Raw genomic sequence first — 26074 nt, 5'->3', positions numbered from 1 at the left:
TAGCTATCCTACGAGAGGGATAGCTACTTTTTGATTAGTCATTCGTTTTTTTGATGATTTCGATATATTCAATATGATGAGGTTCGCCTTGTTTTACGCGGAAAATGAATCCATCGTAATCAATTTCGTCCCCAACTTCTACTTCATAATTTTGCGTTAAGAACCAGCCGCCAATTGTGTCGACTTCTTCTTCCTCAATTTCAGTACCTAAAATATTATTTACTTCATCAATAAGAAGTTTCGCATCCACAATAAAGTGACCGTCTTTGATTTTGCGAATTTCTGGAATTTCATCGGCATCAAATTCATCGCGGATATCACCAACGATTTCCTCTACAATATCTTCAACCGTAACAAGTCCAGAAGTACCACCATATTCGTCAAGTAAAATCGCGATATGGGAACGTTCACGCTGCATACGGAAAAGTAATTCTTTAATCGGAATTGTTTCAATCACACGAATAATTGGTTTTACGTAAGGATCAATGCTAAAACTTGGATTAGATCCATGCTCAACATATGCTGACAAAATTTCTTTTAAATTAAGTACGCCGATAACGTGGTCTTTATCGCCATCAATAACCGGATAGCGCGTATAGCGTTCATTTTGCATAATGTCGGATAATTCCCCGATAGTAGAGCCCGTATCAACGGTAACAATCTCTGTTCGCGGAATCATGACTTCTTTCGCCATACGTTCATCAAAATCAAAAATCTTATTCACATAACGGAATTCTGATTGGTTGATTTCACCACTCTTATAACTTTCGCCGACGATTATTTTTAATTCATCCTCGGTATGAGCAATTTCGTGCTCGGAAGCTGGCTCTAAACCAAAAAGACGTGCGATGAAAACGGCAGAACCATTTAAAATCCAAATGAACGGGAACATCACTTTATAAAAAATATGCAGTGGACGAGCTACCGCAAGTGCAACTGCCTCTGTTTTATCAATCGCCAGTGTTTTCGGTACAAGTTCCCCAACAACTACGTGCAAGAATGTGATAAATAGAAAGGCAATCGTGAAGGATAGAATCGTAATAGCTGATTGCGGAAGTTCCATTAAGCTAAATAACGGATGTAACGCCGCTTCTACCGTAGATTCCCCCAACCAACCAAGTCCAAGGGAACTAATCGTTATCCCGAGTTGGCAGGCTGATAAGTAAGCGTTCAAATGATTGTAAATATGTCTAGCGAGGACTGCGCGTTTATCTTTCTCCGCAATTAATTGGTCCAAACGGCTTGGTCGCATTTTAACAATCGCAAATTCTGTTGCCACGAAAAATGCTGATATAGCAATAAGTAAAGCTATAATTAAAAATTTAATGGTTAATATCAATAAATCGCCTTGACAGAAATAGTTTCTGCTAAGGCAAACACCTCCTAGTTTAATATAAATAAGCTTATTATAAAACTATCTATATAGAAGAAAAACCGTCCTGGAAGAGAACTCCTCCAATGTGTTGTTGCCTATTTTTCATTCTAGTTAGATAATTTATGTGAATTAGTTTCTCTGCCCCATCGAATATTCCCTCCCAGCAAATGATACTTTAATCTAAATTATAGTTGACTTTACGATTATTGACAATGAATATTATTCAAAAAATGGTTCAATATGAACTAAAGTGAACGCACCTTCGTATTCGTTACGAATTTTTTGTTCAACGATTTCGGTGATTGCATGACTTTTAACTACATTTAGTTCAGGATCCACAGCGATAGTTGCATCGATCCAAATCTTATTTCCATTCATTCGCGCTTTAATATCAATTACTTTTTTGACATCAGGTACAGAAGCAATTAAATCATGAATAGTTTCGAGCTTAGAAACATCGAAACCATCTGTCAAGGTATGTGCAGCATCATAGAAAATTTTGATAGCAGTATAAACAATCAAAATACCGACCAAAAAGGCCGTCACGGAATCAAGCCAAGGAACACCAAGAACAGCCCCAATAATCCCGATAAACGCACCTAAACTAACAAATGCGTCGGAACGATTATCATATGCAGCAGCTCGCACAGCTTGGCTATCAAGTTTTTTCGCAAGTCGATGATTATATAAGTAAATAGCATACATAAATACACCAGAAAAAAGCGCGACAACAGCAGTTAACATCGAGGGTGTTGCAAATTCTTTTTCGATAATATGAACAATTGAACTCCAAATAACTTGCACGCCAACGAGAAACATAATGATAGATGCGATTAAAGAGCTAATAGTTTCAGTCCGTCGGTGTCCGTATGAATGATCTGCATCAGGTGGAATACGAGAAATTCTAAGGCCAATTAAAAGCGCAACAGAAGCAACAATATCAGTCGTATTATTCAAACCATCTGCAAGTAAGGCATCAGAGTTTCCTAATTGCCCAGCAACTATTTTTAAAACCGCTAGAAATAAATAGGCAAATATACTCAAAAATGCCGCTTTTTCAGCCTTTTTTAAATCGTTGTATCCATCCATTATGTATGTACTCCTTTCTTTTTAACATAAAAGTCCCGCCTACGAATGGCGGGACAACGAAATCTAAGCCTCTATCAATACATGCTCTAAATTTTTTACTGATAAGGCAATGTTATCACATACTTCTTGATAACTCGCCCATTTTTTTGGTAACGCTATTTCTTGTTCCGGATCATCAATGTCCCAATAAATAATTTTTTCTTGTATGTTAGCTGGAAATTTTGGTGCAGTTTCATGTGCAGAATCATAAATTGTTACAATGAGATCAGCATCTGCCAGTAGTTCTGAGCTAGGGGAATAAGACAAACTTTCAGGTGGCTCGATTGCAAACTCATTCAACGCTTCTGCAATAAACGGTGTTGATTTAGATTTATGCCAAGAACCGCTAATGAATTTGACATTGCTAAGTGAAAGTCTTTTCGCCCAAGCTTCAGCAATGGCACTTCGAATATGCGTTTGTGATAAAAAGTAGATCAGCTTTTGCGTCATATTCCAATTCCTTTCCGGCGTATTAATGTACCCATGTAAAACTTGCTGCCATTACTTGTTGTACACAGTATATAGGTGATAATTATTACCAAAGACACAAGTAATGGTAACAGTAATATCTACCCTTTTTAAATTACTAGAAACATTAAAATGAAGAAATTGTAAAAAAGAGGTTAATAAATATGTAGGAAATATGGATTATTACAAAATTATTACAAAAATCGGTCTAAAGTTGGTGGCGTAAAGTTGCTTTTTAACGTAAAATACGTGTATAACTGTGTGTATAGTTTATTTAATACCGTGTAGAAGATAGGAGAGTTACATGGACAAATTCAAACAGCAACTAATTAAATACTTAAAATTATTCTTTGGTTTTATAGGAAAATGGCTTAGCAAAGGATGGCAGAAATTTAGACGTTTCTGGAAAAACAAACATATCGGAAAGATTTTTTTACTAGCTGGACTTGTATTTTTATTAAGTTTTATCATTTATCTTGTAATAGTAGCAAAATCTGCCGACATAGATGCACTAAAAAAAGGCTTAGAGTCAGCCACGATTATTTATGACAAAGATGGCGACAAGGCAGGGGAGCTTTCTTCCACTGATGCAACATTTGTATCCATCGATAAAATATCTAAAAACTTACAAAATGCAGTAGTTTCCATTGAAGATAGAAAATTTTATGAACATAAAGGTTTTGACTTGAAAGGGATAGCTCGGGCGGGTGTTAATTTAGTCACTAGCGGAGGCATTTCTGGTGGCGGTAGTACGATTACACAGCAACTCGCCAAAAATGCTCTACTGACACAAGAACAAACCTTCACACGAAAAGCCAAAGAAATATTTATGGCTCGTGAAATCGAAAAAACCTACTCAAAAGACGAAATTATGGAAATGTACTTAAACCGTTCTTACTTTGGTAATGGGGAATGGGGAGTAGAAAATGCTTCCTTAAAATATTTTGGTAAATCAGCGGCAGACTTAAACATACCAGAAGCTGCGACAATTGCTGGATTGCTTCAAGCTCCAAGTGCGTATGATCCATACCAACATATCGACAAAGCGACTAATCGCCGCAACATGGTATTAAATGCAATGGTCGAAACAGGCACAATTTCAAAAGCAGAAGGCGATAAATACAAAGCTACAAAAATAGTTTTAAATGATCAATCAAAAGATCCACTTGCGAATAAATATCCATGGTACGTCGATGCAGTTATTAATGAGGCTGTAAATGAAGCAGATATAACGCAAGATGAAATCATGCAAAAAGGATATAAAATCTATACGGAATTAGATCAAAATTATCAAACTTCCTTAGAAAATGTTTACAACAATGATGGGTTATTCCCTTCTAATGCAAATGATGGCACACTAGTTCAATCAGGAGCTGTTTTAATGGATCCAGCTACTGGAGGCATTAGAGCGCTTGTTGGTGGACGCGGAGAACATGTCTTCCGTGGTTTCAACCGGGCGACACAGATGAAAGCACAACCAGGTTCCACAATGAAGCCACTTGCGGTATACACACCGGCGCTTCAATCTGGTTATGACGTGGATTCAATGCTAAAAGATGAAAAAATAACCTACAAAGGTAACTACACACCAACCAATGTTGGCGGCGTTTATAGTGGAGAAGTTCCAATGTATAAAGCTGTAGCCAACTCGATTAATGCCCCTGCCGTTTGGTTACTTGATCAAATTGGTATTGATAAAGGTGTAAAATCTGTCGAAAAATTTGGTATTACAGTTCCAGAAAAAGATAGAACGCTTGGACTTGCACTCGGTGGTATGAGTAAAGGTGCTTCGCCAGTAGAAATGGCAACAGCGTATGCAACCTTCGCTAACAATGGTGCCAAACCGGAATCTCATATTATTACTAAAATTGTCGATCCATCAGGCAATACAGTTTACGAAAATGTTCCTAAAACTAAACAAATCATTTCAGAAACAGTATCTAATGAAATGACTTCCATGCTTTTAGATGTTATCAATACAGGAACTGGTCAAAGTGCAGCTGTTTCCGGTCACGAAATGGCTGGGAAAACAGGTTCCACGCAAGTTCCATTTGATGATACAAGCGGTACTAAAGATCAATGGTTTGTTGGCTACACGCCAAACCTAGTCGGAGCCGTTTGGATGGGATATGATAAAACTGACAAAGAGCATTACCTAACTACAACCAGTTCTGCTGGTGTTTCTAGTTTGGCTCACTACGTAATGAATAGTGGTTTGCAGTATCAGAAATCCGCAGACTTTAGTACGAAGAGTGCTGCACAAGAAACTGCAGCGAAAAAAGAAGAAGAAGAAAAAGAGAAGAACAGTGGTAGCGACTTTTGGAGTGGCGTGAAAGAAAAAGCCGATGAAGCTGGAGAAACAATCAAAAAAGGCGCAGATAAAGTAAAAGAATTCGGTGGAAAAGTTTCTGATGGCATTGGAAACTTAATCGACTCGATAGGTAATTAAATTCAAAGCACATTTTACTATGTTAACTCTAGTAAAATGTGCTTTTTTGTATTGCATTAATATTATAACTGTTATACAATAAGTATAACAAAAGAATGAGGTGAGTACATTGGATAAAACGCAAATCGCATTAATTATACCCGTAATTCTTCTCTATTTAGCTTTATTATTAACAGCTATTATTGACTTAACAAAAAACTGGAATGAACGAAAAAATCCGGTTATCTGGCTAGTTGTTATTATCGTTATCAACATTTTTGGCCCAATTGCCTACTTTATTTTTGGCCAAAAAGAGGAAGGTAACTAATGAAAAAATTAGAAATTCAAGGACTAAAGAAAAAATATAATGGCAAGTGGGTCATTAAAGGAATTGATCTCACAATCAATGAAAAAGAATGCGTGGCACTTATCGGGCCTAATGGTGCAGGGAAGTCAACCATGATTAATATGATTGTCCAAATCTTAACGCAGGATGAAGGACAAATTACTTTAGACGGTCAAAATGCAAAATCAGTTCGCGAAAAAATTGGTTTTTTACCGCAATATCCTGAATTTTATGGTTGGATGAGTGCGACAGAATGCCTTCATTTTATGGGAAAGCTATCTAACATGGAAAAAACAGATTTAAAAACACGGATTAAAGAAGTATTAATACTAGTAGGCTTAGAAGAGAGTGCAAATAAAAAAATTAGCACGTATTCAGGTGGAATGCGACAACGACTCGGGATTGCTCAAGCTATTTTGCATCGACCAGAACTTCTTGTACTAGATGAACCAGTATCCGCCCTTGATCCCATCGGTCGCCGGGAAATGATGTTGCTATTAGACAAACTAAAAAAAGAGATTACTATCCTATTTTCCACACATATCTTAAAAGATGCTGAAGAAATTTGTGACCGGATTGCCATCATTAAAAATGGCGAACTGGTCTCAGATAAGACAGTAGTCCAACTTATGGAAGAAGAAAGCTCCCCTGTGTTTGATGTCGAATTTAGCGGAGATAGTGAAGCTTGGCAAACGTTACTGCTTCAAAATGAACATGTGGAGAAAATTGAAAGAGTTGGAATGGTTTATCAAGTTTACACAACTAACCAAAAAGCTGGGTCAGAAGCTATTTTGAAATCTTTATTACAAATAGAAGGTGAATTTATTCGTGTCGAAAACAGACACCAAAGCTTAGAGGAAATCTTTATGGAGAAGGTGGGCAAATGACACATTTTAATGCTTTATTAGCAAGAGAATGGCTGGAACAACGTCGAAGTTTAAAAATTATTTGGCTTCCGATTGTATTCGCACTTCTTGGCCTCACTCAACCACTAATGATGTATTTTTTACCAGAAATTCTAAAAGCAGTTGGCACGGGAGCGGAAACGGAGCAAGTAATTGCATTAATGGGGGATCAATCGGCTCAGGAAGTGATGGCACAAACACTCGGTTCCCAGTTTGATCAAATTGGCATTATCATTATCATCGTTGTTGCGATGGCTTGCATTCAAAATGACCGAACTAGAGGCATGTTAGCGTTTATCATGACAAGACCAGTGAGCGCTGCGGAATATGTTTTATCGAAATGGGTAATGCAATGTATGGTGGGGTTAAGTTCACTTTTAATTGGCTATGTGTTGGCGGCTTATTATACGTACTTTTTATTTGGAGAACTAGCGATCAATTCTTTAACGCAGGCATTTTTTGTGTACGCCATCTGGTTTATTTTCGTAATTAGCTTGGTTGTTTTTGCGAGCGCGGTTTTTGATAGTAATGCCGTTGTTGCGATGATTAGCGTGTTTATAGCAATTGTTTTAGGGGTAATCAGTGGTTTTGGCGGCTGGATTCAAATGTTTAATCCAGCATATCTAAGTAAAAATGCAACAATGCTAATTATGTCTGATAAGACGATGGATTATTTTATTCCAACACTTTGTATTACTATCTTATGGATTTTCGCATTTATAAGTCTAACTATCCTAATGATAAAAATAAAACCACTCCCAAAAACGGAATAGCGAACATTTTTCATGTGTTTTGCGAAAACATCCGCTTTATACTAAAATAGAATAAAAAGGGGTGGCGACATGGAACGAATAGAGCGAGATACGCTTGGAGAAATTTCTGTAGATGCGACGAAATATTGGGGAGCGCAAACAGAACGAAGTAAAAGGAACTTTGCTATTGGTGATAATCCTATGCCGATAGAAATTATATATGCTTTTGCTCAATTAAAGAAAGCCACTGCAAAAGTAAACGCAGCAGAAGGAAAACTATCCGAAGAAAAAGCGATAGCGATTGGCCAGGTTTGTGATCAAATCATTCAAGGAGAACTAGATGAGCATTTTCCTTTAGTCGTTTGGCAAACCGGAAGCGGAACGCAGAGCAACATGAATGTCAATGAAGTTATCGCACATGTTGCCAACTTAACTTTAGGCGAAGGACAAATTCATCCGAATGATGATGTCAACATGTCGCAAAGCTCGAACGACACATTTCCAACAGCGATGCATATCGCTGCATACGGGGCTTTAGTAACAAAACTTTTACCTGAAATAACTAAAATGGAAGCTGTTTTGGCAGAGAAGAAAAGTAAATACATGCATCTCGTTAAAATTGGCAGAACACATTTGCAAGACGCAACCCCATTAACACTTGGCCAAGAAATTAGTGGCTGGGAAGCATGTCTTACAAATAATAAAAACTATCTTGAAACAAGTATGAAAGCAATTTTGCCACTTGCGATTGGTGGGACGGCAGTTGGAACTGGCTTAAATGCCTCACGTGATTTTGGTGATAAGGTTGCCGAAGAATTGATGAAACAAACGGGATATCCTTTTACTTCTGATTCCAATAAGTATTTTGCTCTAACTAGTCATAGTCCGATTAATTTTGTTCATGGATCCATTCGTAGCCTTGCTTCGGATCTAATGAAAATTGCTAATGATATCCGTTTATTAGCAAGTGGACCACGTAGCGGCATAGGTGAGTTAACGATCCCAGTTAATGAACCAGGAAGCTCCATTATGCCAGGAAAAGTAAATCCTACTCAATGTGAAGCAATGACGATGGTAGCGGCTCAAGTCATGGGAAATGATGTGACAATTAATGTTGCTGCCAGCCAAGGAAACTTTGAACTCAATGTCTACAAGCCAGTTATCATTTTTAATTTCTTAGAATCTGTCAAACTGCTTTCAGATAGCATGCGTTCGTTCCGATTGCATTGTTTGGAAGGACTCACTGCGAATGAAAAAGTTATTGAAACAAAAGTAAATGACTCCCTAATGCTTGTGACAGCATTGAATCCGCATATCGGCTATGAAAAAGCTGCCAAAATTGCCAAGCTGGCTTTTGATGAAAATACGACATTAAAAGAAGCGGCAATCAAAACCGGTTTTGTGACAGAAAAGCAATTTGATTTATGGATTGATCCGTTAAAAATGACTAATTTGTAATCTCATACTTTAGAATGAACTTCCCTAGAAACAATTGTTGTCTAGGGATTTTTCACGTATAATGAAACCACTTTTACTAGACAAATATTAGGAGATGCAAAACATGTCAGTGTTATTTACGATACTTTTAATGGCTGTGATTGGCGGATTTATCGGCGCAATGACGAATTATATCGCCATACGAATGCTTTTTCGCCCTTACAAAGCCATTTACCTATTTAATAAACGTTTACCATTTACTCCAGGTTTAATCCCTAAACGACGTGATGAACTAGCCGAACACATCGGAAAAGTAGTAGTGAGTCATTTGCTTACAGAAGACGCCATTCGTGCTCGTCTGCTAGATGAGAATTTACAAAAAGAAATAACAGATACTATTACGAAAATGTTCCATGAAAAAATGCAATTAGAAACCACACCCAATGAACTCCTCCATCATTTCGGTTATGAAAATGCAGAAATTCGTTCTATGACATGGGTAGAAAAAACTTTAGAGAAAGAAATCAACCACTTTCTAACTACTAAAAAAACGACAAAAATGAGCGATTTAATTCCAACTATGTTAGAGTCAGAACTAACAACTAAACTACCACATGTAACAGAGAGAATCACGAGCAAAATGACATTGTTTGTATCGAGTGAAGAAGGCAAAATTCAAATTAAACAAATGCTACAAAAATTCTTTGAAGAACACGGCAAAATGGGAAGCATGGCTAGAATGTTTATTAATATTGATAGCTTTTCTGAAAAAATTCAACAAGAAGGCTTAAAACTCATCGGGCAAGAAGACACTAAAAATCTAATTAATCAACTTCTAACAACAGAATGGAAAAATTTCGAAGCAAAAGAATTACAAGAGCTTATCCCGACTGAAAAGCAAGCTCATTTAGCTGGACAACTTACTTCTGAACTTATCCAAACTTTTCCTCACGAGAAATTATTTAATCAGCCCATTCAAGTGATGCTACGTGGCTATGAAGCAGCTATTACAGAAAAAGTAATTCCTTTTGCAGTAGAGAGGATGCTTGATTTTGTAGCAACACATAGTGCAGAAATAGTAGAGAGAATGGACTTGGCGAAACTCGTTGAAACACAAATTGCCACTTTTTCTTTACCTGAAATCGAAAAACTTGTTGTAGAGATTTCTGGTAGAGAGTTAAAAATGATTACTTATTTAGGTGGGATTTTAGGTGGATTTATTGGAATTATCCAAGGTGTTCTCGCAATGTGGATTTAGTTCTTTTATACTGGAATAACCGGCGACTTTTTGTTATAGTGAAACAGAAGTGACAAATACAGATATTTGGAGGATTTATCAATGGCAGTTAATATTTATGATTTAGCACATGATTTAGACAAAGGAATTCGTGAAACACCTGAATTCATCAGCTTACAAGATGCATACCGTGAAGTAAACGAAAATGCAGATGCAAAAGCAAAATTCGAACGTTTTCGCGATGTTCAAGTAACTATCCAAGAAAAACAAATGACTGGTCAAGAAATTGACGACGAAACAGTAGATGTAGCACAACAAGTAGCGCAAGAAGTTCAAGAAAACGAACTAATCGTTAAATTAATGGAAAAAGAGCAAGCGATGAGTACAATTATCAATGATCTAAATCGCATTATCATGACGCCATTACAAGATCTTTATAATGTAGCTAATGATTAATTTTCATTAAACCAAGTGGCTCTATTATTTGTTATTTATTTAGCAGATAATAGGGTCATTTTTTTATTGGAAATGCTTGTACCTAACGTAATAGTACGATATAATAAGAACGTATATTCGGTTTTTATAGGAGGCGAAAGTCATGAAAGAAATCCAATTTTTACATATGGCTGATTTACATTTAGATAGTCCTTTCATCGGGCTTTCGACACTACCACAGCCGCTTTTTTCTGCCATACAAGAAAGCACATTTCAATCATTAGAACGAATTACAACTGTGGCGATAAAAGAAGCAGTAGATTTCGTTTTAATTGCTGGAGATATATATGATAGTGAAGATCAAAGTGTCCGTGCTCAAGCGCGTTTTTCAAAAGAAATGAAACGGTTAGAAGTGGCGAACATCCCCGTGTTTATGATTCATGGAAATCATGATTTTATAGAAAAGCATAAAGAAAAACTCACATTACCAAGCAATGTGCACGTTTTTTCAGAGCAAGTAGAAGTAATGTCGCATAAAACCGCCACTGGTGTGAGCGTTAATATTTATGGATTTAGTTATAATGAACGTCATATTCGCTCAAGCCGAGTAGATAAATACAAGATTCAAGGTAATGCTGATTTTCACATTGCGTTATTACATGGCTCAGAAGTATCTAGTAGCGAAGAACATGATGTGTACGCCCCATTTCGTGTACAAGAAATTAGCAAAAAAGGTTTTGACTACTGGGCACTAGGTCATATTCATAAGCGACAATTGCTTGCAGAGTCTCCTAGCATTTATTACCCAGGAAATATTCAAGGTCGAAATCGCAAAGAATCAGGTGAAAAGGGCGCCAGTATCATTACATTATCAGAAGCAAGTACAACCATTGATTTCATTGGAACAAGTCCGATTATTTGGGAAGAAGCTGTAATTACCTTACCAGAAAATAGTGAGATAAATGCCTTTTACCGAGAAACTACTAAGTTGTTAGAGAGCTATCAAGGAAGAAGTCACTCTTATTTTCTTCATATAATTGTTAAGATGGAAAATAAACAAAAAATCGATACGAATGATTGGTTACAAATGCTTCAAGAAGAAGTAGAAATCACAGATAACACATTTGTATGGGTACACAAATTAACAACGGAGATAACGAATCAAAGTAATTCACAAACATGGTACGAATCACATTTAGCAGGAGAAGAAATCAAGCATTCGTTTGAGACACTACAAGATGAATCTGCTTTTTATCAAGCAGTAGAGGCTCTGTATCTTGAAAGTGGAGTGAGTAGATACTTGGATGATTTGTCTGAAATTGATCGTGAGAGGCTACTACATGATGCTTTAATGGAATTAGGGAGGACGCTTGCAGAAGTGGAAGGTGATGATAAATGAGAATAACATCTATTGATATCATTGGTTACGGAAAATGGTCCGATGCTCATTTTAATAATATTGCCAATTTCCAAGTATTCTATGGTGAAAATGAAGCCGGAAAATCAACTATTATGGCTTTTATACATAGTATTTTGTTCGGTTTCCCAACGAAACAACAATCGATACCGCGCATGGAGCCAAAAAACGGTGGACCATATGGTGGAAGATTAACACTAGAAGACACACCTTTAGGAAAAGTCATCATTGAACGCTTGAAAGGAAAAGCAACGGGAGATGTTCGGATATATTACGGGGATGGCCAAACCGCTGGAGAAGAAAAATTACCAGAAATTATCGGTGAAATTGATCGAAACACTTATGAGGCTATTTTTTCATTTGATATACACGGACTACAAAATATTCATCAATGGAAAAAGAAAGAATTTGAACGCTATTTGTTAGCAACTGGAACAACAGGATCGGACGCTCTTCTAAAGGCAGCCGAAGCATTACAAAAAAAATTAGATAGTCTATATAAACCAAGTGGGCGAAATCCACTAATTAACCAACAACTAAAAAAAGTAAAAGAAGCCCAACAAGCTTTTCAAAACGCAAAAAAACAAAATGCGCAATATGAACAATTAATCAATGAGAAAGAGCAAGCGATAGTAAGACAAACAGAGCTACAAAAAGAAAAAACAACAATGCGAGTTGAGTTAGATGCATTAGCAACATTAGCGGATTTGTGGCCGTTATACCAAGAATGGAAAGCACTCAGTAACAAAGCTTCTGAAACAACAGAAGCTACTTTTCCGCCTGATGGAGTTATTCGTTTAGAACACTTGAATCTCCGAGAAAAAGAATGGCAAAATCAACTTATCCAACTAGAAGAACGCCAAAAAAATCTAATTAGCAACAATAATTATGAACATAGTGCTTTTTTTGCCGAAAATGAAGCAGAAGTTACTTATCTAATCGAAACTTATGCAGCTTTTGGAGAGCGAGAAATCCAGTTAAAGAATTTAAAGCAAGAGATTAAGTTTCAGCAAGTCGACACAAAACAACCACTTAGAATATGGTCGAGCGAATTAGAACAAACAATGATTCACTTAAAAGAAAAAGAACAGTCCCACAAAGAGCAACAACATGATATCCAGCTAAAATTAAAATTCACTAATAACTCCGAAGAAAAACTCCAAAAAAAGATTGATCAAATAGAAGCGGAGATGTGGGATAATAAAACATTCCAACAAGCAAAAGAAAAAATGCAGGATAGTCCTAAAACTTCTAAAACTAAGACGATGGTTTCCTTGGGCATATTTGCAGTAGCGTTCGTCTTGATGATAGTTTTCCAAGCTATTTGGAGTGTAGCACTTGTTTTTGTTTCTGCACTTATAGTGGGTTATGCTTTTATTACTACTGGAAAATCTTCTCCAACAAATAATGAGCAAATTCTAGCTTTTTTAGAACAAAAGAAAATAAGACAAGAATGGCAACAACTTTTGAACGAAATGGATATGGTTGCTTCACAAATTGCTGAATTAAGAGCAGCTGAGAATAAACTAAGCGAAAATATCTACCAACATACGATGGAACTTAGACACTTCTTTTCTGACTTGGGAATAAACACTGAACCTAGTTCGAACTGGCATTACGAACTTAGCATCTACAAAAAAAACAGTGAAAAAAGGCAATTAGCAATGGAACTTATCTCCAAACTAGAACCATTAGCAGAGAAGCAAGAAGCATATAGAGCAAGATTAGAAAACTTAAAATTGCCTATAGATTATACGGACACGGAAGAAAAAATTACTTTTCTTCGTCAAGGTTTGCTCTATTATCGAAACCACCTAACTGAAAATGCAAAGCTCGCTGAAAAATTAGAACAAGTAACGATGCAATTAGACTTAGTTAAACAAGATTTATTACTTGTAAAGAAAGAAAAGGCAGACTTGCTAGAACGTGCGAATGTGAGTAACGAAGAAGACTTTCGTATGGCTGCAATGCGCGTAAAAGAAGAACAGAAGTGGCGTGAACGATTAGTTTTAATAGAAGCGCAACTTGAACCAGAAAAGCGAGAAGCTCTAAATAGATATGAAAATCAAGCAACTATCAAAGAAAAAGAGCTCCAATTAGAAGAATCACTGCGGCAAATAGAATTAGAACAAGAGCAACTTCACGCCTCACTCGCAGCACAAAACCATGCAATAGACAAATTGGAAGAAGGCGGGACTTTCGCTGTATTGATGCAAGAATTTTATTCAGAAAAAAGCAAATTACAACAAATCTCAGCTGAGTGGACAGAAACAAAACTAGCGCTTCAAATGTTGCAAAACACGATGCAGCAGTTACAAGAAGGAAAACTTCCAAAAACATTAAAACTGGCAAGTGAATATTTTAATCACTTAACTAGTGGGAACTATAGGAAAGTATACTTACAAGATAATAGGCTTCAAGTAGAAAGTAAGGATAGAATTCCGTTCTTCCCGGAAGAACTTAGCCAAGCGACTAAAGAGCAGCTATATTTGGCTATTCGTTTTGCGCTAATTGATGTTATTCACAAAGACTTTCCACTACCAATCATTATTGATGATGGATTTGTGCATTTTGATTCCTCGAGAATGGGGCAAATGATGCAGCTGCTTCAAAAACGAAAAAGTGAAAACCAAGTCATTTTTTTCACATGCCATCAAGAAACTCGCAAATATTTTTCCAGTGAGGACATACGCGTGCTATAATGGGTGAAGAAACTTCTTACTACAGAAAGAAAGAAGGCGATACAATGGAAAAAAGATTATTAGATTTTGAAGTTGGAGAAACAGTAGACTTATTCTTGCTAATTAAATCAAGCGTAAAAGGAACGGCTAGCAACGGAAAGCCATTCTTGAGTCTTGTTTTACAAGATAAATCAGGTGAATTAGAAGCAAAACTATGGGATGTTAAAGAAAGTGATGAAGCGAATTACGGGGTACAACAAATAGTTCATCTTATGGGTGATATTCAAAATTATCGTGGGCGAAAACAATTGAAAATCCGCCAAATTAGACAAGCTACAGCACTGGACGGTGTTAGTGCTAGTGAATTCATGGAAACCGCGCCAATTAATAAAGAAGAAATGGCTGATGAAATCACACAATATATTTTCGAAATGAAAAATGCGAATTTGCAACGAATTACGCGCGCATTGCTTAAAAAATATCAAGATGATTTTTATGATTATCCGGCGGCAATGCGTCATCATCATGAATTTGTTTCCGGCTTGAGTTTTCATGTAGTTTCGATGTTACGACTTGCAAAATCAGTTGCCGATCTTTACCCATCTGTTAACCGAGATTTATTATACGCAGGTGTGATTTTACATGATTTAGGAAAAGTCATTGAGCTTTCAGGCCCTGTATCAACGACGTATACACTAGAAGGTAATTTAATTGGCCATATTTCTATCGTAGTAGAAGAAGTGAGTAAAATTGCGGACGAACTTTCGATTGATGGTGAAGAGGTCGTGGTTTTAAAACATGTTCTTCTTTCTCATCACGGCAAAGGTGAATGGGGTAGTCCAAAACCACCACTTGTGCGTGAAGCAGAGATTTTACACCAAATTGATTTAATGGATGCTTCCTTGAACATGATGGATAAAGTACTAAAACATACAAAACCTGGTGAATTCAGTGAACGAGTATTTGGGTTAGATAATCGTTCGTTTTACAATCCTATATTTGAATAAAAAAACACGCTTGGAAATTTCCAAGCGTGTTTTTTAGTGCTTATTTAGATGAGTCGCTATCACTGGATGAAGAGCCATCAAAATCTTTAAAAGCATCTTTCAAGTCTTTATCTTCCACTTTTACGTTAGCATCTTTGTATTCTTTTTTAAGCGTTTTTTGCATGTTCTCAGTAGTTAGTTGAGACTCAAGGTAAGAAGCTTTTACAGCTTTTTTATCTTTTTCGAAAGTTGTTTTTGTTGCAGGTTTGTCCATTTGGATGATGTGGTATCCGTATTGTGTTTTTACTGGAGCGCTGATGTCGCCTTTGTTTTTAAGGGCATAAGCTGCTTTTTCAAATGCAGGATCCATCTTACCAGGACCGAATGGAGCTAATTGTCCACCATTGTCTTTAGTAGCAGTGTCTGTAGAGTATTCTTTTGCTAAATCAGCAAATTTTGCGCCGTCTTTCAGTTTTTGTTCAACTTCTTTGGCTTTGTTTTCATCAGCTACAAGAATATGGCTTACAGTAATATCTGGTTGCCATGTTTCATAGTATTTTTTAAGTGTTTTGTCGCTAGTGTCAGTATTGGCTTCAGTAGCTTTTTGAACTAACAAGTTGTACTTAAGTTGGCTTTTGAATGATTTCTCCGTTAAGCCACTTTGAGCTAAAACTGCAGAGAATTGATCTCCGTATTGTGATTTATACTCGTTGAATTTCTTATCAACATCTTCGTCGCTTACTTTGTATTTATCTCCAAGAATTTTTTCGAAAGTAAGTTGTTGTACAAACTCAGAACCATATTTATCTTTCATTGCGTCGTAAAGCTCATCTTGCGTTACATCGCCAGAGTCTGTCTTAACGACATCTCCACCGCCACCGCACGCTGCTAGACTGAACAATGCCATCATCATGACAAGTCCAAGAATTAATTTCTTCTTCATTAAATAAAACACACTCCTTAGTTGTTGGAATAATTCCCGCTTAACACAATAACTATCATAACATAAATTAAAGGTAAAAAGAAAAGATGAAAGAAATTTAATGATATTCTTATGGTTTAGTCAGAAATTAAAACAGAAAATCCGCGTTCTGCACTTTCGATAAAGCAATTCTTCGGCATTTTCCATAATTTTTTAATATGTGTAAAATCAGAAAAGCTCATTCCAAAGTGGACAGATAGTAATATCAGGAACATACCTGAATGTCCGATGGGCGTTAAAAGCATTAACACGATTAAAATAGTAGTTATAATCACAAATGGTAGAATTAACGAAAAAATGTAATGCCATTTTGGTATTATTCGCTTAATATTTAATTTAATACAAGGAAGGAAAAAGAAGTGAATACGCCACTGAATAACAGTTCCTTCACGGTATTTAAAGCATCCAAGAATATGAAGTAATTTATGAATTGGGTAAATTAAAATAATACCTAAAAAGCTAGCAAGTTGATAATCATTTGTAAGTTGATCAGGATAGATTAAATGTTGTGTTAAAAAACAAATACATACGGCAGCTAGCCAGACAAGAATTCCTTTTAGGAAAAGTCGATTAAATTCGTCTCGTCGCTCTGTGTTGATTGATTTTAGGCAGCGCATTGTAAGCTTTCCTCCAGTTATAGCTAAAATAGTGCTCTTCCATCAGAAGGCACCATAGTATTGTATGCTCAAATGCTACAAAATTCAAGCTTTTTTTAGAGAATTTATTGTCTAATTATGACGTTTTTTTGAAAGGGACTTTAGACAAATAAAAAAACTGAGCAGTCGCCCAGTTTCTCTACTTATTTATTATCTTTTTTTAGCGTTTTTTCTAAGTCGGAAATTGTTTTTTGCATATCTTTAATCTCGTCTTTTAGGCGTTTCTTCTCAGGTTCCATTTCTTCATTCCATTTGGAAACAGATTCCATGATGTCAGAAGAAACATCTTTTAATAAAGTGGAACCTTCTGTGCCGAGAACTTGAACGGATTGGATAAGTTCATTTGCATTATATGCGAGTTCTTTCAAAATAACACTTGCTTCACCTGATTTAGCGACAATATCTTTTCGAAGCTCATTGCCGGATTTTGGAGCAAATAATACCGAGGCTGCGGCTCCAATTGCCCCACCAGCTAAAATACCGAAAATAAGTGATTTTTTATTCATTTATACTCCACTCCATCCATAAAGTCATTTTAGTCTACTTTTGCTGCAATAAGTTCAGCAATTTCTTGGTAACGTTCTTGTGTATACCAGTCTGCGTTATCTTTCCATTTTAACCCAAAGTCGTCTGATTTGCTATACCTTGGTATTAAATGGATATGACAATGAAAAACAGATTGGAAAGCAACTTCTTCATTATTATTTAAAATATTTAATCCTTGAATCGGTAAAGCTTCTTTTAATGCCCGCGCGATTTTTGGTACGCGGCGGAATAATTCAGCGGCCGTTTCATCGGGTAAATCGAATGTGTTCCTAGCATGTTTTTTGGGAATTACGAGTGTATGACCTTCTGTAACTTGGCCTAAATCGAGGAAAGCATATACTTCATCATCTTCATACACTTTGGCAGAAGGAATTTCGCCACGAACTATTTTGCAGAAAATGCAATCGTCCATTAAGTATGACCACCTTTCATTACATATAATTATGTACTATTTTAATTTAACATAAAAAGCAGTGAAAAGCATGTGTTAGATAGTAGGTGGTGGATTATTTTGACAGTTCAAGGGACGAATATGCTATTATTAACTAAAGATTACGTAAGGAGGTATGGAAATGGCTTTAGTAGAAGTTGAACACCTGACGGGCGGGTATACCAAACGTCCAGTCTTAAAAGATATTTCGTTTGCGATTGAAGAAAAACAAATTGTTGGCTTAATTGGGCTAAACGGGGCAGGGAAAAGTACGACCATTAAGCATATAACTGGTCTAATGCATCCTAAACAAGGAACGATTAAAATCAATAATCACCAATTAGTGGAAGATACAGAAACATATAGAAAGCAATTCTCTTATATCCCTGAAACACCTGTATTATATGAAGAATTAACCTTAAAAGAACATTTAGAATTAACAGGTATGGCTTATGGTATCTCAGAAGAAGAACTGCAAGCAAGAATGAAGCCTCTTTTAAAGGAGTTTCGTTTAGAGAAAAAACTTAATTGGTTTCCAGCCCATTTTTCTAAAGGGATGAAACAAAAAGTAATGATTATGTCGGCTTTCTTAATTGAACCTAAATTATATATCATTGATGAGCCTTTTGTTGGTTTAGATCCGCTTGGTATTCAGTCATTACTTAACTGGATGGACGAAATGCGTAGTAAAGGTGCAAGCATTTTAATGTCAACGCATATACTTGCAACGGCTGAGAAATATTGCGATACGTTCATTATTATTCATCAAGGCGAGATTCGCGCAGAGGGAACGCTGAAAGACTTGCAAACAAACTTCGAAATGCCGGGAGCTTCACTTGATGAAATTTACATTCAGTTGACAAAGGAAGAGGAAGCTGATGAAGATGATATTTGACAGCAAAGCGCTTTGGAAAGAACGTTTTAGTGCCTATACGACCGAAGTCATGCGCTATCTTCGTTATATGTTTAATGATCATTTGCTTTTTGTGCTTGTGATTGGACTTGGAGCGGGGATTTTTTATTACGCTGGTTGGGTGAAGACGCTTGAACCCACATTTCCCGTTATTCCGTTAATGGTTATTTTACTCACTGCTTCAATTGCCATTAGTCCTGTTGCCACGTTGCTGAAAAAACCGGATATTGTTTACTTAATTGTACAGGAAAAAGCAATGGATAGTTATTTTACCCAAGCAAAAATAGCGAGCTTCTTTATGCAATTATATGTTTTTGTAATTGTGCTTGGGGTTTGTATGCCGATGTATGTGGAAGTGACAAAGGTTCCGTACAGCCAGTTTTTCACTTTGTTTATTGTCCTCAGTATGCTAAAAGTGTGGAACATTTATTTTGGTTGGGAAAGTATGAAATTAGAAGAGGCGGATACAACGTGGATGTTTATTCGTGTTATCCTTAATGCTATTTTAATTTATATTGCGTTAGTCGCCGCACCTTACATTTCTATTCCTTTGGTTTTGGTAGTACTTGTGGCGAGTTACTACTGGCTTCGAACTAAAACGGCAAAAGTAACTTTACGCTGGGAATATTTAGTGGATAAAGAAGAAGCGCGGATGAATCGGTTCTATCGTTTAGTGAATCTATTTACGGATGTACCTCATTTGCGAGGAACGGTTCGGAGACGGAGTTATCTCGATTTTCTTTATCAGCCAATTCCTTATGCGAAAAGAAAAACATTTGCTTATTTGTTCAGTCGGACATTTATTAGAACAAATGAATATGCCGGTCTTTACATTAGACTTACCGTAATTGCCGTGATTTTACTCGTGTTTGTTCAAGGTTTTTATTTAAATATCATTTTCTCACTACTATTTTTGTATTTAACTGGTTTTCAATTCATCCCGATGTTAAAACATTATGATGCACAAATTATGCTACGACTTTATCCGATTAATGATCGTTATCGTCATCGCAGTTTTATTCACTTTCTTCGGATTTTGTTACTCGCTCAAGCACTACTCTTTAGTGTGATTGGCATTGCACAAAATGGGACCATCAGTGGGATGATCATTTTAGGAATTAATTTGGCTTTTGTAGTTATCTTTACGTTCCTTTATGCACCAGTCAGAATGAAAAAAATGTACGAATAAAAAAAGCGATTTGGATGAGTGGTCCAAATCGCTTTTTCCTATTTAGCATCATGGGAAAATTCTGGATAATGATAAATATCTTCATGTGAGAATCCAGATTGAGTATTATTTTTTTTCATGATATTGGTAATTTCTTTGGATAAAGGTGTTTTTTTCCAGTCATGAAAAAATACTTCAGAATCCCAAAAGGAAATAATTAAAAATTTATTCATATTCATCGCTTTTGTGAGTTTTGTACTTTGCAAGCCAGGCGTTTCACTAAAATGCAAACTCGCTCGTTGATACATTTGCAAGAAAATAGGGATTTCTTCATCGCGGAGGTGGATATATTCAAAGACGACTACTCCAAAACCTTTTAAGGAACCACTGCTTTGCAATACTCGATACTCAGCGCCTTCTTGGAAAAGTTTTTCACCAGTCGACTCTTGATACAAAAGTGATTGGGAAAAGTTTTGTAGAAGTGTCACATTTCCGCCAGTATAATTTGCCATTAATTGACGAAGGTAGTGCTCCGTTCCAGTCGTGATAAATACTTTTTTCATAATAAGTCCTTCTTTCAGTTTTATTCCATTAAGAAAAATGATTACACCTTTATTTTCCACGTTTTTCATAATTGAAACAGCTGATAGGCAATTTGTTTGGTTTTATACAAATTTTCTAGTATCCTTTTATCTGGAGAAGTTATTTATTGTTCTGTTGCCTATTGTGTGTAAATGAACAAAGAAGGGAAGCGACTCGATGACAAAAATAACGAATGATTTATTTTTAAAAGCAGCGCGAAAAGAACAAGTTGACCGAATTCCGGTTTGGTATATGAGACAAGCAGGGAGATCCCAACCAGAATACCGCAAATTAAAAGAAAAATACTCTCTATTTGAAATTACTCATCAGCCAGAAATATGTGCTTACGTAACCAAATTACCAGTAGATCAATATGGTGTTGATGCAGCCATTTTATACAAAGATATTATGACACCACTTCCGGGGATGGGAGTAGACGTTGAAATCAAATCTGGTATTGGTCCAGTCATACATAATCCTATTAGATCTTTCCAAGATGTAGAAAAACTGACAATGTTCAAACCAGAAATAGAAGTTCCTTATGTCCTAGATACGATAAAATTATTGGCAGATGATATGCTAGATGTACCTTTAATTGGCTTTGCAGGTGCACCATTTACTTTGGCTAGCTATATGATAGAAGGTGGTCCATCGAAAAATTATCACCAAACAAAAAGTTTTATGTATCGCGAGCCAGAAGTTTGGGCAATACTAATGGAAAAACTTGGTCGAATGACTGCGAATTATTTAATTGCGCAAATTAATGCGGGCGCTTCTGCGGTGCAATTGTTTGATTCTTGGGTAGGGGCACTTAGTCGAGCTGACTATGCTGAATACATTCGACCAGTAATCGAAATGATTGTTAGAGAAGTGAAAGCAGTTCATCCAACAACCCCAATTATTATGCAAGCAGTTGGCGCGAGTCATCTTTTAGCAGAATGGGAAACAATGCCGCTTGATGTTGTTGGCGTCGATTGGCGTGAAACCATCACAAGTGCTCGGAAAAAAGTTCCAACAAAAGCAATTCAAGGAAATCTGGATCCGTCCACACTTCTTGCACCAGAGAAATGTTTAAAAGAAGCAAATCGTATTTTGCAAGAAGGCGTACTAGAACCAGGTTATATTTTTAATTTAGGACATGGCGTTTTCCCGGAAGTACCACCAGAAATGTTGAAGAAACTAACTAATTACATCCATGAACGTAGCGAAATTCTATTAAAAAAGGATGATATAAAATGACTAAAAAAGTAGGTCTACTTGTAATGGCATACGGGACACCGTACAAAGATGAAGATATTGAACGTTACTATACAGATATTCGTCATGGTCATAAGCCAAGTGAAGAAATGATTGCGGATTTGCGCGGAAGATACCATGCAATTGGTGGATTATCTCCACTCGCAAAAATTACTGAAGCACAAGCCTATGGATTAGAAAAAGCGTTAAATGAATCGCAAGACGAAGTAGAATTCAAGGCATATATCGGTTTAAAACATATTGAACCTTTTATTGAAGACGCTGTAGAAGCTATGCATAAAGATGGAATAGAAGAAGCAATCTCGATTGTTTTAGCGCCACACTACTCTAGCTTTAGCGTCGAAGCTTACAACAAAAGAGCAAAAGATGCAGCTGATAAACTAGGTGGCCTTCGTATCAAAGCAATCAATGATTGGTACAAACAACCCAAATTTATTCAAATGTGGGCTGATAGAATTAACGAAACAGCAAAACAAATTCCAGCTGATGAATTATTGGATACTGTTTTAATTGTTTCCGCACACAGTTTACCGGAGAAAATTAAACAACATAATGACCCGTACCCAGATCAACTGCAAGAAACAGCAGATTTCATTTTCGAAAAAGTAGTAGTACCTCATTACGCGTTAGGTTGGCAAAGTGAAGGGAAAACTGGGGAGCCGTGGCTCGGACCTGATGTACAAGATTTAACAAGAGAACTTTACGGTCGAGAAAAATATAAACACTTTATCTATACACCAGTTGGATTTGTGGCTGAACATTTAGAGGTTTTATATGATAATGATTATGAATGTAAAGTAGTTACCGATGAAGTGGGCGCGACTTATCACCGACCACCAATGCCAAACTCGGACCCAGAATTCTTAGAAGTATTAAGGACGGTTGTTTGGGAAAAATATAGCAATTAAATAAAGTACTTGCCGGGATATTCGTTATTCCGGCATATTTTTTTAAAACAAAGAAAACGTTTTCAATATTTTTAGCTAAATACTATGAAGTTTTAATCAAATTCTCATCTTCACCGGGCATAATGATAACTATAGAAAGACAGGAGGTTCACCCAAATGAAAAACAAGGCAGAAAAACAAAGAATTGCCACTAATTTGTCACTTTATATGAAAATAAATGGATACACTCATAGAACATTCGCGCTTGCAGTCGGGATTTCTCAAAACACTTTAAAAGCATTGATGATTGGGAAAATGAGAAACGAAAATAAATTCCAAAAATACATATCGCAAATTACAGAAAGTTTGGCACTTGAAGAAAAGTTCTTTGAACAACCGAAAGAAGCGATTACAGCAGCACCTATCACTTTTCAAGATACAAACAAAATGCATCTTGGAGATGAAAAATTCAACGCTATCAGCTTAATGTTGAAAATTGGCGAAATTCATTACGAATCATAAAAGCTTGGGACTAATTGTCCCGAGCTTTTTTATATGGCGCAAAATAGTAAGATTCAGGGCTTGACGAACCTACCTAACTCACGTAAAATGAAGACAATTTTCAAAATAGGAGTGTGGCACATGATTAGAAAACTAACTGTATCTGATAATGAAGAAGTAATGGCACTTTTAAAACCCGAAGCAACCCTCAACTTATTTATTATTGGGGATATCGAAAATTTTGGTTACGAGAGTGATGTGCAAGATCTTTGGGGTGAATTCGATTCAGAAGACAAATTACATGCATTGTTACTTCGATTCGATACGTTTTTCTTACCGTATTCAAAAGATGCTAATTTTGATGCAAAAGCTTTCTCAGAAATTATTGCTAAGCATGATACATACGAAGTTAGCGGTATTTCTCGTGTCACAAAGGAATTGGAACCATTTTTACCAGAACTTGCCGAAAAAAGACAAGACACTTATTTTTGCGAATGCGAACATGTAAATCGTATTTCTGTAAATCAAGACGTTATTGTCAGAACGGCAGTGGCAGAAGACGTAGCTCCAATTATTAAAATGCGCAAACACATTAAAGAATTTGGTTCACGCGATGAAAATGAAGAATTAATTATTCGCCAAATTGAAAAAGGCGTGAAACGAATTTATTATATTGAACAAGACCAAGAAGTTGTTGCTGTAGCAGAAACATCTGCAGAAAATTCCTTTTCAGCAATGATTACAGGTGTAGCGACGAGCGATGGTTATAGACAACGTGGTTTTGCAAGTACACTTCTAAAAAAATTATGTTGTGATGTATTAGCAGAAGGCAAAAAACCATGTTTGTTTTATGATAACCCAGTAGCAGGAGAAATTTATCACCGCCTAGGTTTTGAGCACACCGGAGATTTTGTTATGTACAAATAGCCTTTACTTTGTATCCGTAAGATTGGTATGATGGATATATTATGTTAGTAAAGGATGAATAATGTGAAACCACGTGGAATTTGTTTTTTTGATATGGATGGAACACTGTTAAATAGTGAATCCAAAGTACTTGATACCTCGCTTCAAGCACTTGATAAACTTCGAGAAAATAATGTTATTCCTGTCATTGCTACTGGTCGGACGCTCATAGAAATCAGTCATCAAATGAAAATTACCGGCATTGAATCCGCAGTAATGATGAACGGACAAATGGCTATCTTTGAAGGAGAAAAAGTGTACGAAGATGTGATTGATGCTGATTTACTTGCTCGTTTGACGGAAGAAGCTAAATCACAAAATGTAGAGGTTTGCTATTATAATGATAAAAGAATTGGCGCAACCGCAAGTACACCAGTTGTAAAAGCACACTATGATTTTTTAGGCGAGCCAATGCCAGAAGTAAGGCCTAATATGTATAAAGAAGAAAACATCAATATGGCTCTTCTTTTACTCGAAACTGGTGATGATTATTTTCCAGAACGCTTTCCAGAATTACAATTTGTTCGCAACACACCATTTAGTAATGACGTCTTAAGAAAAGGCGGATCTAAAGCAGTTGGTATCTCGAAGCTACTTGAAGTAATGGGCTATCAAGACGTTCCAACTTATGCGTTTGGTGATGGAATGAACGATTTAGAAATGTTTGGCGCAGTGGATTATGCCATTGCAATGGAAAATGCCGTACCATTATTAAAAGAAAAAGCTACTTTTGTAACGAAAGATAACAATAGTGACGGCATTATGCTTGGCTTGAAACAATTTGATTTAATTTAAAGAAGTGCCTCGTGCGCTTCTTTTTTTGTGAAATTCCAACGCAAGACCGATAGAATTGTAATAATTCTTTTGATATAATAAAACTAATCAATTGGAAGAGGAGAAATGTTAATGAACGAAATCAATCACACATCCGAGCGAGCAAACACAGAAAAGAGAACTGAGAAACAAATTATTATGCAAAAAATACTTAATTGGTTTGTATTTTCTTTGCTACTTGCATCTATCGGTGCTGCGATTGGGAGTAAATTAAGTCCAGAACTTTATTTGCCTCTTGTCGTCTTAGAAGTCGCGTTACTTATCACAGCGATGGTAGTGCGTCGAAGTAAAACTATTAATAAAGTGGTAGGATACCCAGTAGTACTAGCATTTGCGTTTGTCACAGGCTTAACGCTTGGACCAACTTTGACATATTATTTTGGTGCAGGGCAAGGTGCCGCCGTTCTAATGGCATTTGTTACAGCAACCGTTACTTTCACAACGCTAGCTTTTATTGGCGCAAAAATGAAAAAAGACTTATCTTTCTTAAGCAGTGCTTTATTCGCTGCGATTATTATTCTCGTTATATTTAGCTTTGTAGGAGTCTTTTTACCATTAGGTTCTATGCTATCAACAATTATTTCAGCAGGCGGAACGATTATTTTCTCACTATATATTTTGTATGACTTCAACCAAATCATGAAGCGCGATGTGGAATTAGCTGATGTACCAATGCTTGCGCTGAATTTATACCTTGATTTCCTTAACTTATTCATGTTCTTACTCCGCCTATTTACAGGTCGTGATTAAGAAATTC

At 36.4% G+C, this 26074-nt stretch carries 26 protein-coding genes; 18 read left to right on the top strand and 8 right to left on the bottom strand.

Translation table 11 applies throughout. The annotated features are described in order from the left end of the window. Positions 1-34 precede the first annotated feature (34 nt). The 3 genes from GL301_RS11470 to GL301_RS11460 form a co-directional block, all read right to left on the bottom strand. Entirely contained in the window at positions 35-1339 is a 1305-nt protein-coding gene (locus tag GL301_RS11470; RefSeq protein ID WP_003727828.1) for a hemolysin family protein, read from the bottom strand. A 255-nt stretch (positions 1340-1594) separates the two neighbouring features. Further along, positions 1595-2464, bottom strand: a complete 870-nt coding sequence (locus GL301_RS11465; RefSeq protein ID WP_003725912.1) for a cation diffusion facilitator family transporter — start codon at positions 2462-2464, stop codon at positions 1595-1597. Between the two features lie 63 nt (positions 2465-2527). After that, positions 2528-2953, bottom strand: coding sequence for a low molecular weight phosphatase family protein (locus tag GL301_RS11460; RefSeq protein ID WP_003725911.1), 426 nt, complete (start codon positions 2951-2953; stop codon positions 2528-2530). Positions 2954-3275: 322 nt separating this feature from the next. On the opposite strand from GL301_RS11460, the gene GL301_RS11455 reads away from it, so the two are divergent. The 10 genes from GL301_RS11455 (at position 3276) to yhaM (ending at position 15616) form a co-directional block, all read left to right on the top strand. After that, positions 3276-5420, top strand: a complete 2145-nt coding sequence (locus tag GL301_RS11455) for a penicillin-binding protein 1A (RefSeq protein WP_003725910.1) — start codon at positions 3276-3278, stop codon at positions 5418-5420. 109 nt (positions 5421-5529) lie between these two features. After that, positions 5530-5727, top strand: a complete 198-nt coding sequence (locus tag GL301_RS11450; RefSeq protein WP_070298235.1) for a PLDc N-terminal domain-containing protein — start codon at positions 5530-5532, stop codon at positions 5725-5727. Then, positions 5727-6632 carry an ABC transporter ATP-binding protein gene (locus tag GL301_RS11445; protein ID WP_003725909.1) on the top strand — a complete coding sequence of 302 codons (906 nt, stop codon included), beginning with the start codon at positions 5727-5729 and terminating at the stop codon, positions 6630-6632. Before GL301_RS11450 ends, GL301_RS11445 begins: the two co-directional genes overlap by 1 nt. Continuing rightward, the gene (locus GL301_RS11440; protein WP_003725908.1) at positions 6629-7423 is read left to right on the top strand and encodes an ABC transporter permease; all 795 of its coding nucleotides are present in this window, start codon (positions 6629-6631) and stop codon (positions 7421-7423) included. Before GL301_RS11445 ends, GL301_RS11440 begins: the two co-directional genes overlap by 4 nt. Before the next feature lie 69 nt (positions 7424-7492). Next, positions 7493-8860 carry a class II fumarate hydratase gene (gene fumC, locus GL301_RS11435; RefSeq protein ID WP_010959021.1) on the top strand — a complete coding sequence of 456 codons (1368 nt, stop codon included), beginning with the start codon at positions 7493-7495 and terminating at the stop codon, positions 8858-8860. Between the two features lie 103 nt (positions 8861-8963). Continuing rightward, positions 8964-10097, top strand: coding sequence for a DUF445 domain-containing protein (locus tag GL301_RS11430; RefSeq protein WP_003727831.1), 1134 nt, complete (start codon positions 8964-8966; stop codon positions 10095-10097). Between the two features lie 81 nt (positions 10098-10178). Further along, the gene (locus GL301_RS11425) at positions 10179-10532 is read left to right on the top strand and encodes a YlbF/YmcA family competence regulator (protein WP_003723354.1); all 354 of its coding nucleotides are present in this window, start codon (positions 10179-10181) and stop codon (positions 10530-10532) included. Between the two features lie 142 nt (positions 10533-10674). Next, positions 10675-11910, top strand: a complete 1236-nt coding sequence (locus tag GL301_RS11420) for a metallophosphoesterase family protein (protein ID WP_003734374.1) — start codon at positions 10675-10677, stop codon at positions 11908-11910. After that, positions 11907-14630, top strand: a complete 2724-nt coding sequence (locus GL301_RS11415; RefSeq protein WP_003734375.1) for an ATP-binding protein — start codon at positions 11907-11909, stop codon at positions 14628-14630. The genes GL301_RS11420 and GL301_RS11415 overlap by 4 nt, the downstream gene beginning before the upstream one ends. Before the next feature lie 44 nt (positions 14631-14674). Next, complete coding sequence (gene yhaM, locus GL301_RS11410) at positions 14675-15616, top strand: 3'-5' exoribonuclease YhaM (RefSeq protein WP_003726774.1); 942 nt, start codon at positions 14675-14677, stop codon at positions 15614-15616. A gap of 40 nt (positions 15617-15656) precedes the next feature. Here yhaM and prsA2 read toward each other — a convergent pair whose 3' ends face one another. From prsA2 to GL301_RS11390, 4 genes are all read right to left on the bottom strand, one after another. Then, a complete protein-coding gene (gene prsA2, locus GL301_RS11405; protein ID WP_003726773.1) occupies positions 15657-16538 on the bottom strand; it encodes a post-translocation chaperone PrsA2 in 882 nt (293 codons plus the stop codon). Positions 16539-16654: 116 nt separating this feature from the next. Then, the gene (locus GL301_RS11400; protein ID WP_003727836.1) at positions 16655-17194 is read right to left on the bottom strand and encodes a DUF3267 domain-containing protein; all 540 of its coding nucleotides are present in this window, start codon (positions 17192-17194) and stop codon (positions 16655-16657) included. 182 nt (positions 17195-17376) lie between these two features. Beyond that, positions 17377-17739, bottom strand: a complete 363-nt coding sequence (locus tag GL301_RS11395; RefSeq protein ID WP_003720598.1) for a YtxH domain-containing protein — start codon at positions 17737-17739, stop codon at positions 17377-17379. Positions 17740-17768: 29 nt separating this feature from the next. Beyond that, positions 17769-18191, bottom strand: a complete 423-nt coding sequence (locus GL301_RS11390; RefSeq protein WP_003723834.1) for an HIT family protein — start codon at positions 18189-18191, stop codon at positions 17769-17771. A gap of 160 nt (positions 18192-18351) precedes the next feature. Between GL301_RS11390 and GL301_RS11385 the strand changes: the two genes are divergently transcribed. Together GL301_RS11385 and GL301_RS11380 are read left to right on the top strand one after the other, a co-directional pair. After that, on the top strand, positions 18352-19104 hold the full coding sequence (locus tag GL301_RS11385; protein WP_003726247.1) for an ABC transporter ATP-binding protein: 753 nt from the start codon (positions 18352-18354) through the stop codon (positions 19102-19104). Continuing rightward, positions 19088-20311, top strand: coding sequence for an ABC transporter permease (locus GL301_RS11380; RefSeq protein ID WP_014929104.1), 1224 nt, complete (start codon positions 19088-19090; stop codon positions 20309-20311). The genes GL301_RS11385 and GL301_RS11380 overlap by 17 nt, the downstream gene beginning before the upstream one ends. A 38-nt stretch (positions 20312-20349) precedes the next feature. Here GL301_RS11380 and GL301_RS11375 read toward each other — a convergent pair whose 3' ends face one another. Next, a complete protein-coding gene (locus GL301_RS11375) occupies positions 20350-20853 on the bottom strand; it encodes an antibiotic biosynthesis monooxygenase family protein (RefSeq protein WP_003730868.1) in 504 nt (167 codons plus the stop codon). A gap of 196 nt (positions 20854-21049) precedes the next feature. On the opposite strand from GL301_RS11375, the gene hemE reads away from it, so the two are divergent. The 6 genes from hemE (at position 21050) to GL301_RS11345 (ending at position 26067) form a co-directional block, all read left to right on the top strand. Beyond that, a complete protein-coding gene (gene hemE / locus GL301_RS11370) occupies positions 21050-22111 on the top strand; it encodes a uroporphyrinogen decarboxylase (RefSeq protein WP_003726244.1) in 1062 nt (353 codons plus the stop codon). Beyond that, positions 22108-23037, top strand: coding sequence for a ferrochelatase (hemH, locus tag GL301_RS11365; RefSeq protein ID WP_003727839.1), 930 nt, complete (start codon positions 22108-22110; stop codon positions 23035-23037). The genes hemE and hemH overlap by 4 nt, the downstream gene beginning before the upstream one ends. Before the next feature lie 156 nt (positions 23038-23193). After that, the gene (locus GL301_RS11360) at positions 23194-23538 is read left to right on the top strand and encodes a hypothetical protein (protein ID WP_003723828.1); all 345 of its coding nucleotides are present in this window, start codon (positions 23194-23196) and stop codon (positions 23536-23538) included. 120 nt (positions 23539-23658) lie between these two features. After that, the gene (locus GL301_RS11355) at positions 23659-24444 is read left to right on the top strand and encodes a GNAT family N-acetyltransferase (protein ID WP_003726242.1); all 786 of its coding nucleotides are present in this window, start codon (positions 23659-23661) and stop codon (positions 24442-24444) included. A gap of 63 nt (positions 24445-24507) precedes the next feature. Continuing rightward, positions 24508-25278 carry a Cof-type HAD-IIB family hydrolase gene (locus GL301_RS11350; RefSeq protein WP_003726241.1) on the top strand — a complete coding sequence of 257 codons (771 nt, stop codon included), beginning with the start codon at positions 24508-24510 and terminating at the stop codon, positions 25276-25278. Between the two features lie 111 nt (positions 25279-25389). Then, positions 25390-26067: a Bax inhibitor-1/YccA family protein gene (locus GL301_RS11345; RefSeq protein WP_003726240.1), complete on the top strand. Its 678-nt coding sequence runs from the start codon at positions 25390-25392 to the stop codon at positions 26065-26067. Positions 26068-26074: the final 7 nt, after the last annotated feature.

Origin of the sequence: Listeria sp. LM90SB2 (assembly GCF_028867355.1) — a bacterium.
In the GTDB taxonomy this organism is placed as follows: Bacteria; Bacillota; Bacilli; order Lactobacillales; family Listeriaceae; genus Listeria; species Listeria monocytogenes_B.
Note: the sequence above shows the minus strand (reverse complement) of the source record. Positions and strands in the feature narration are given on the sequence as shown.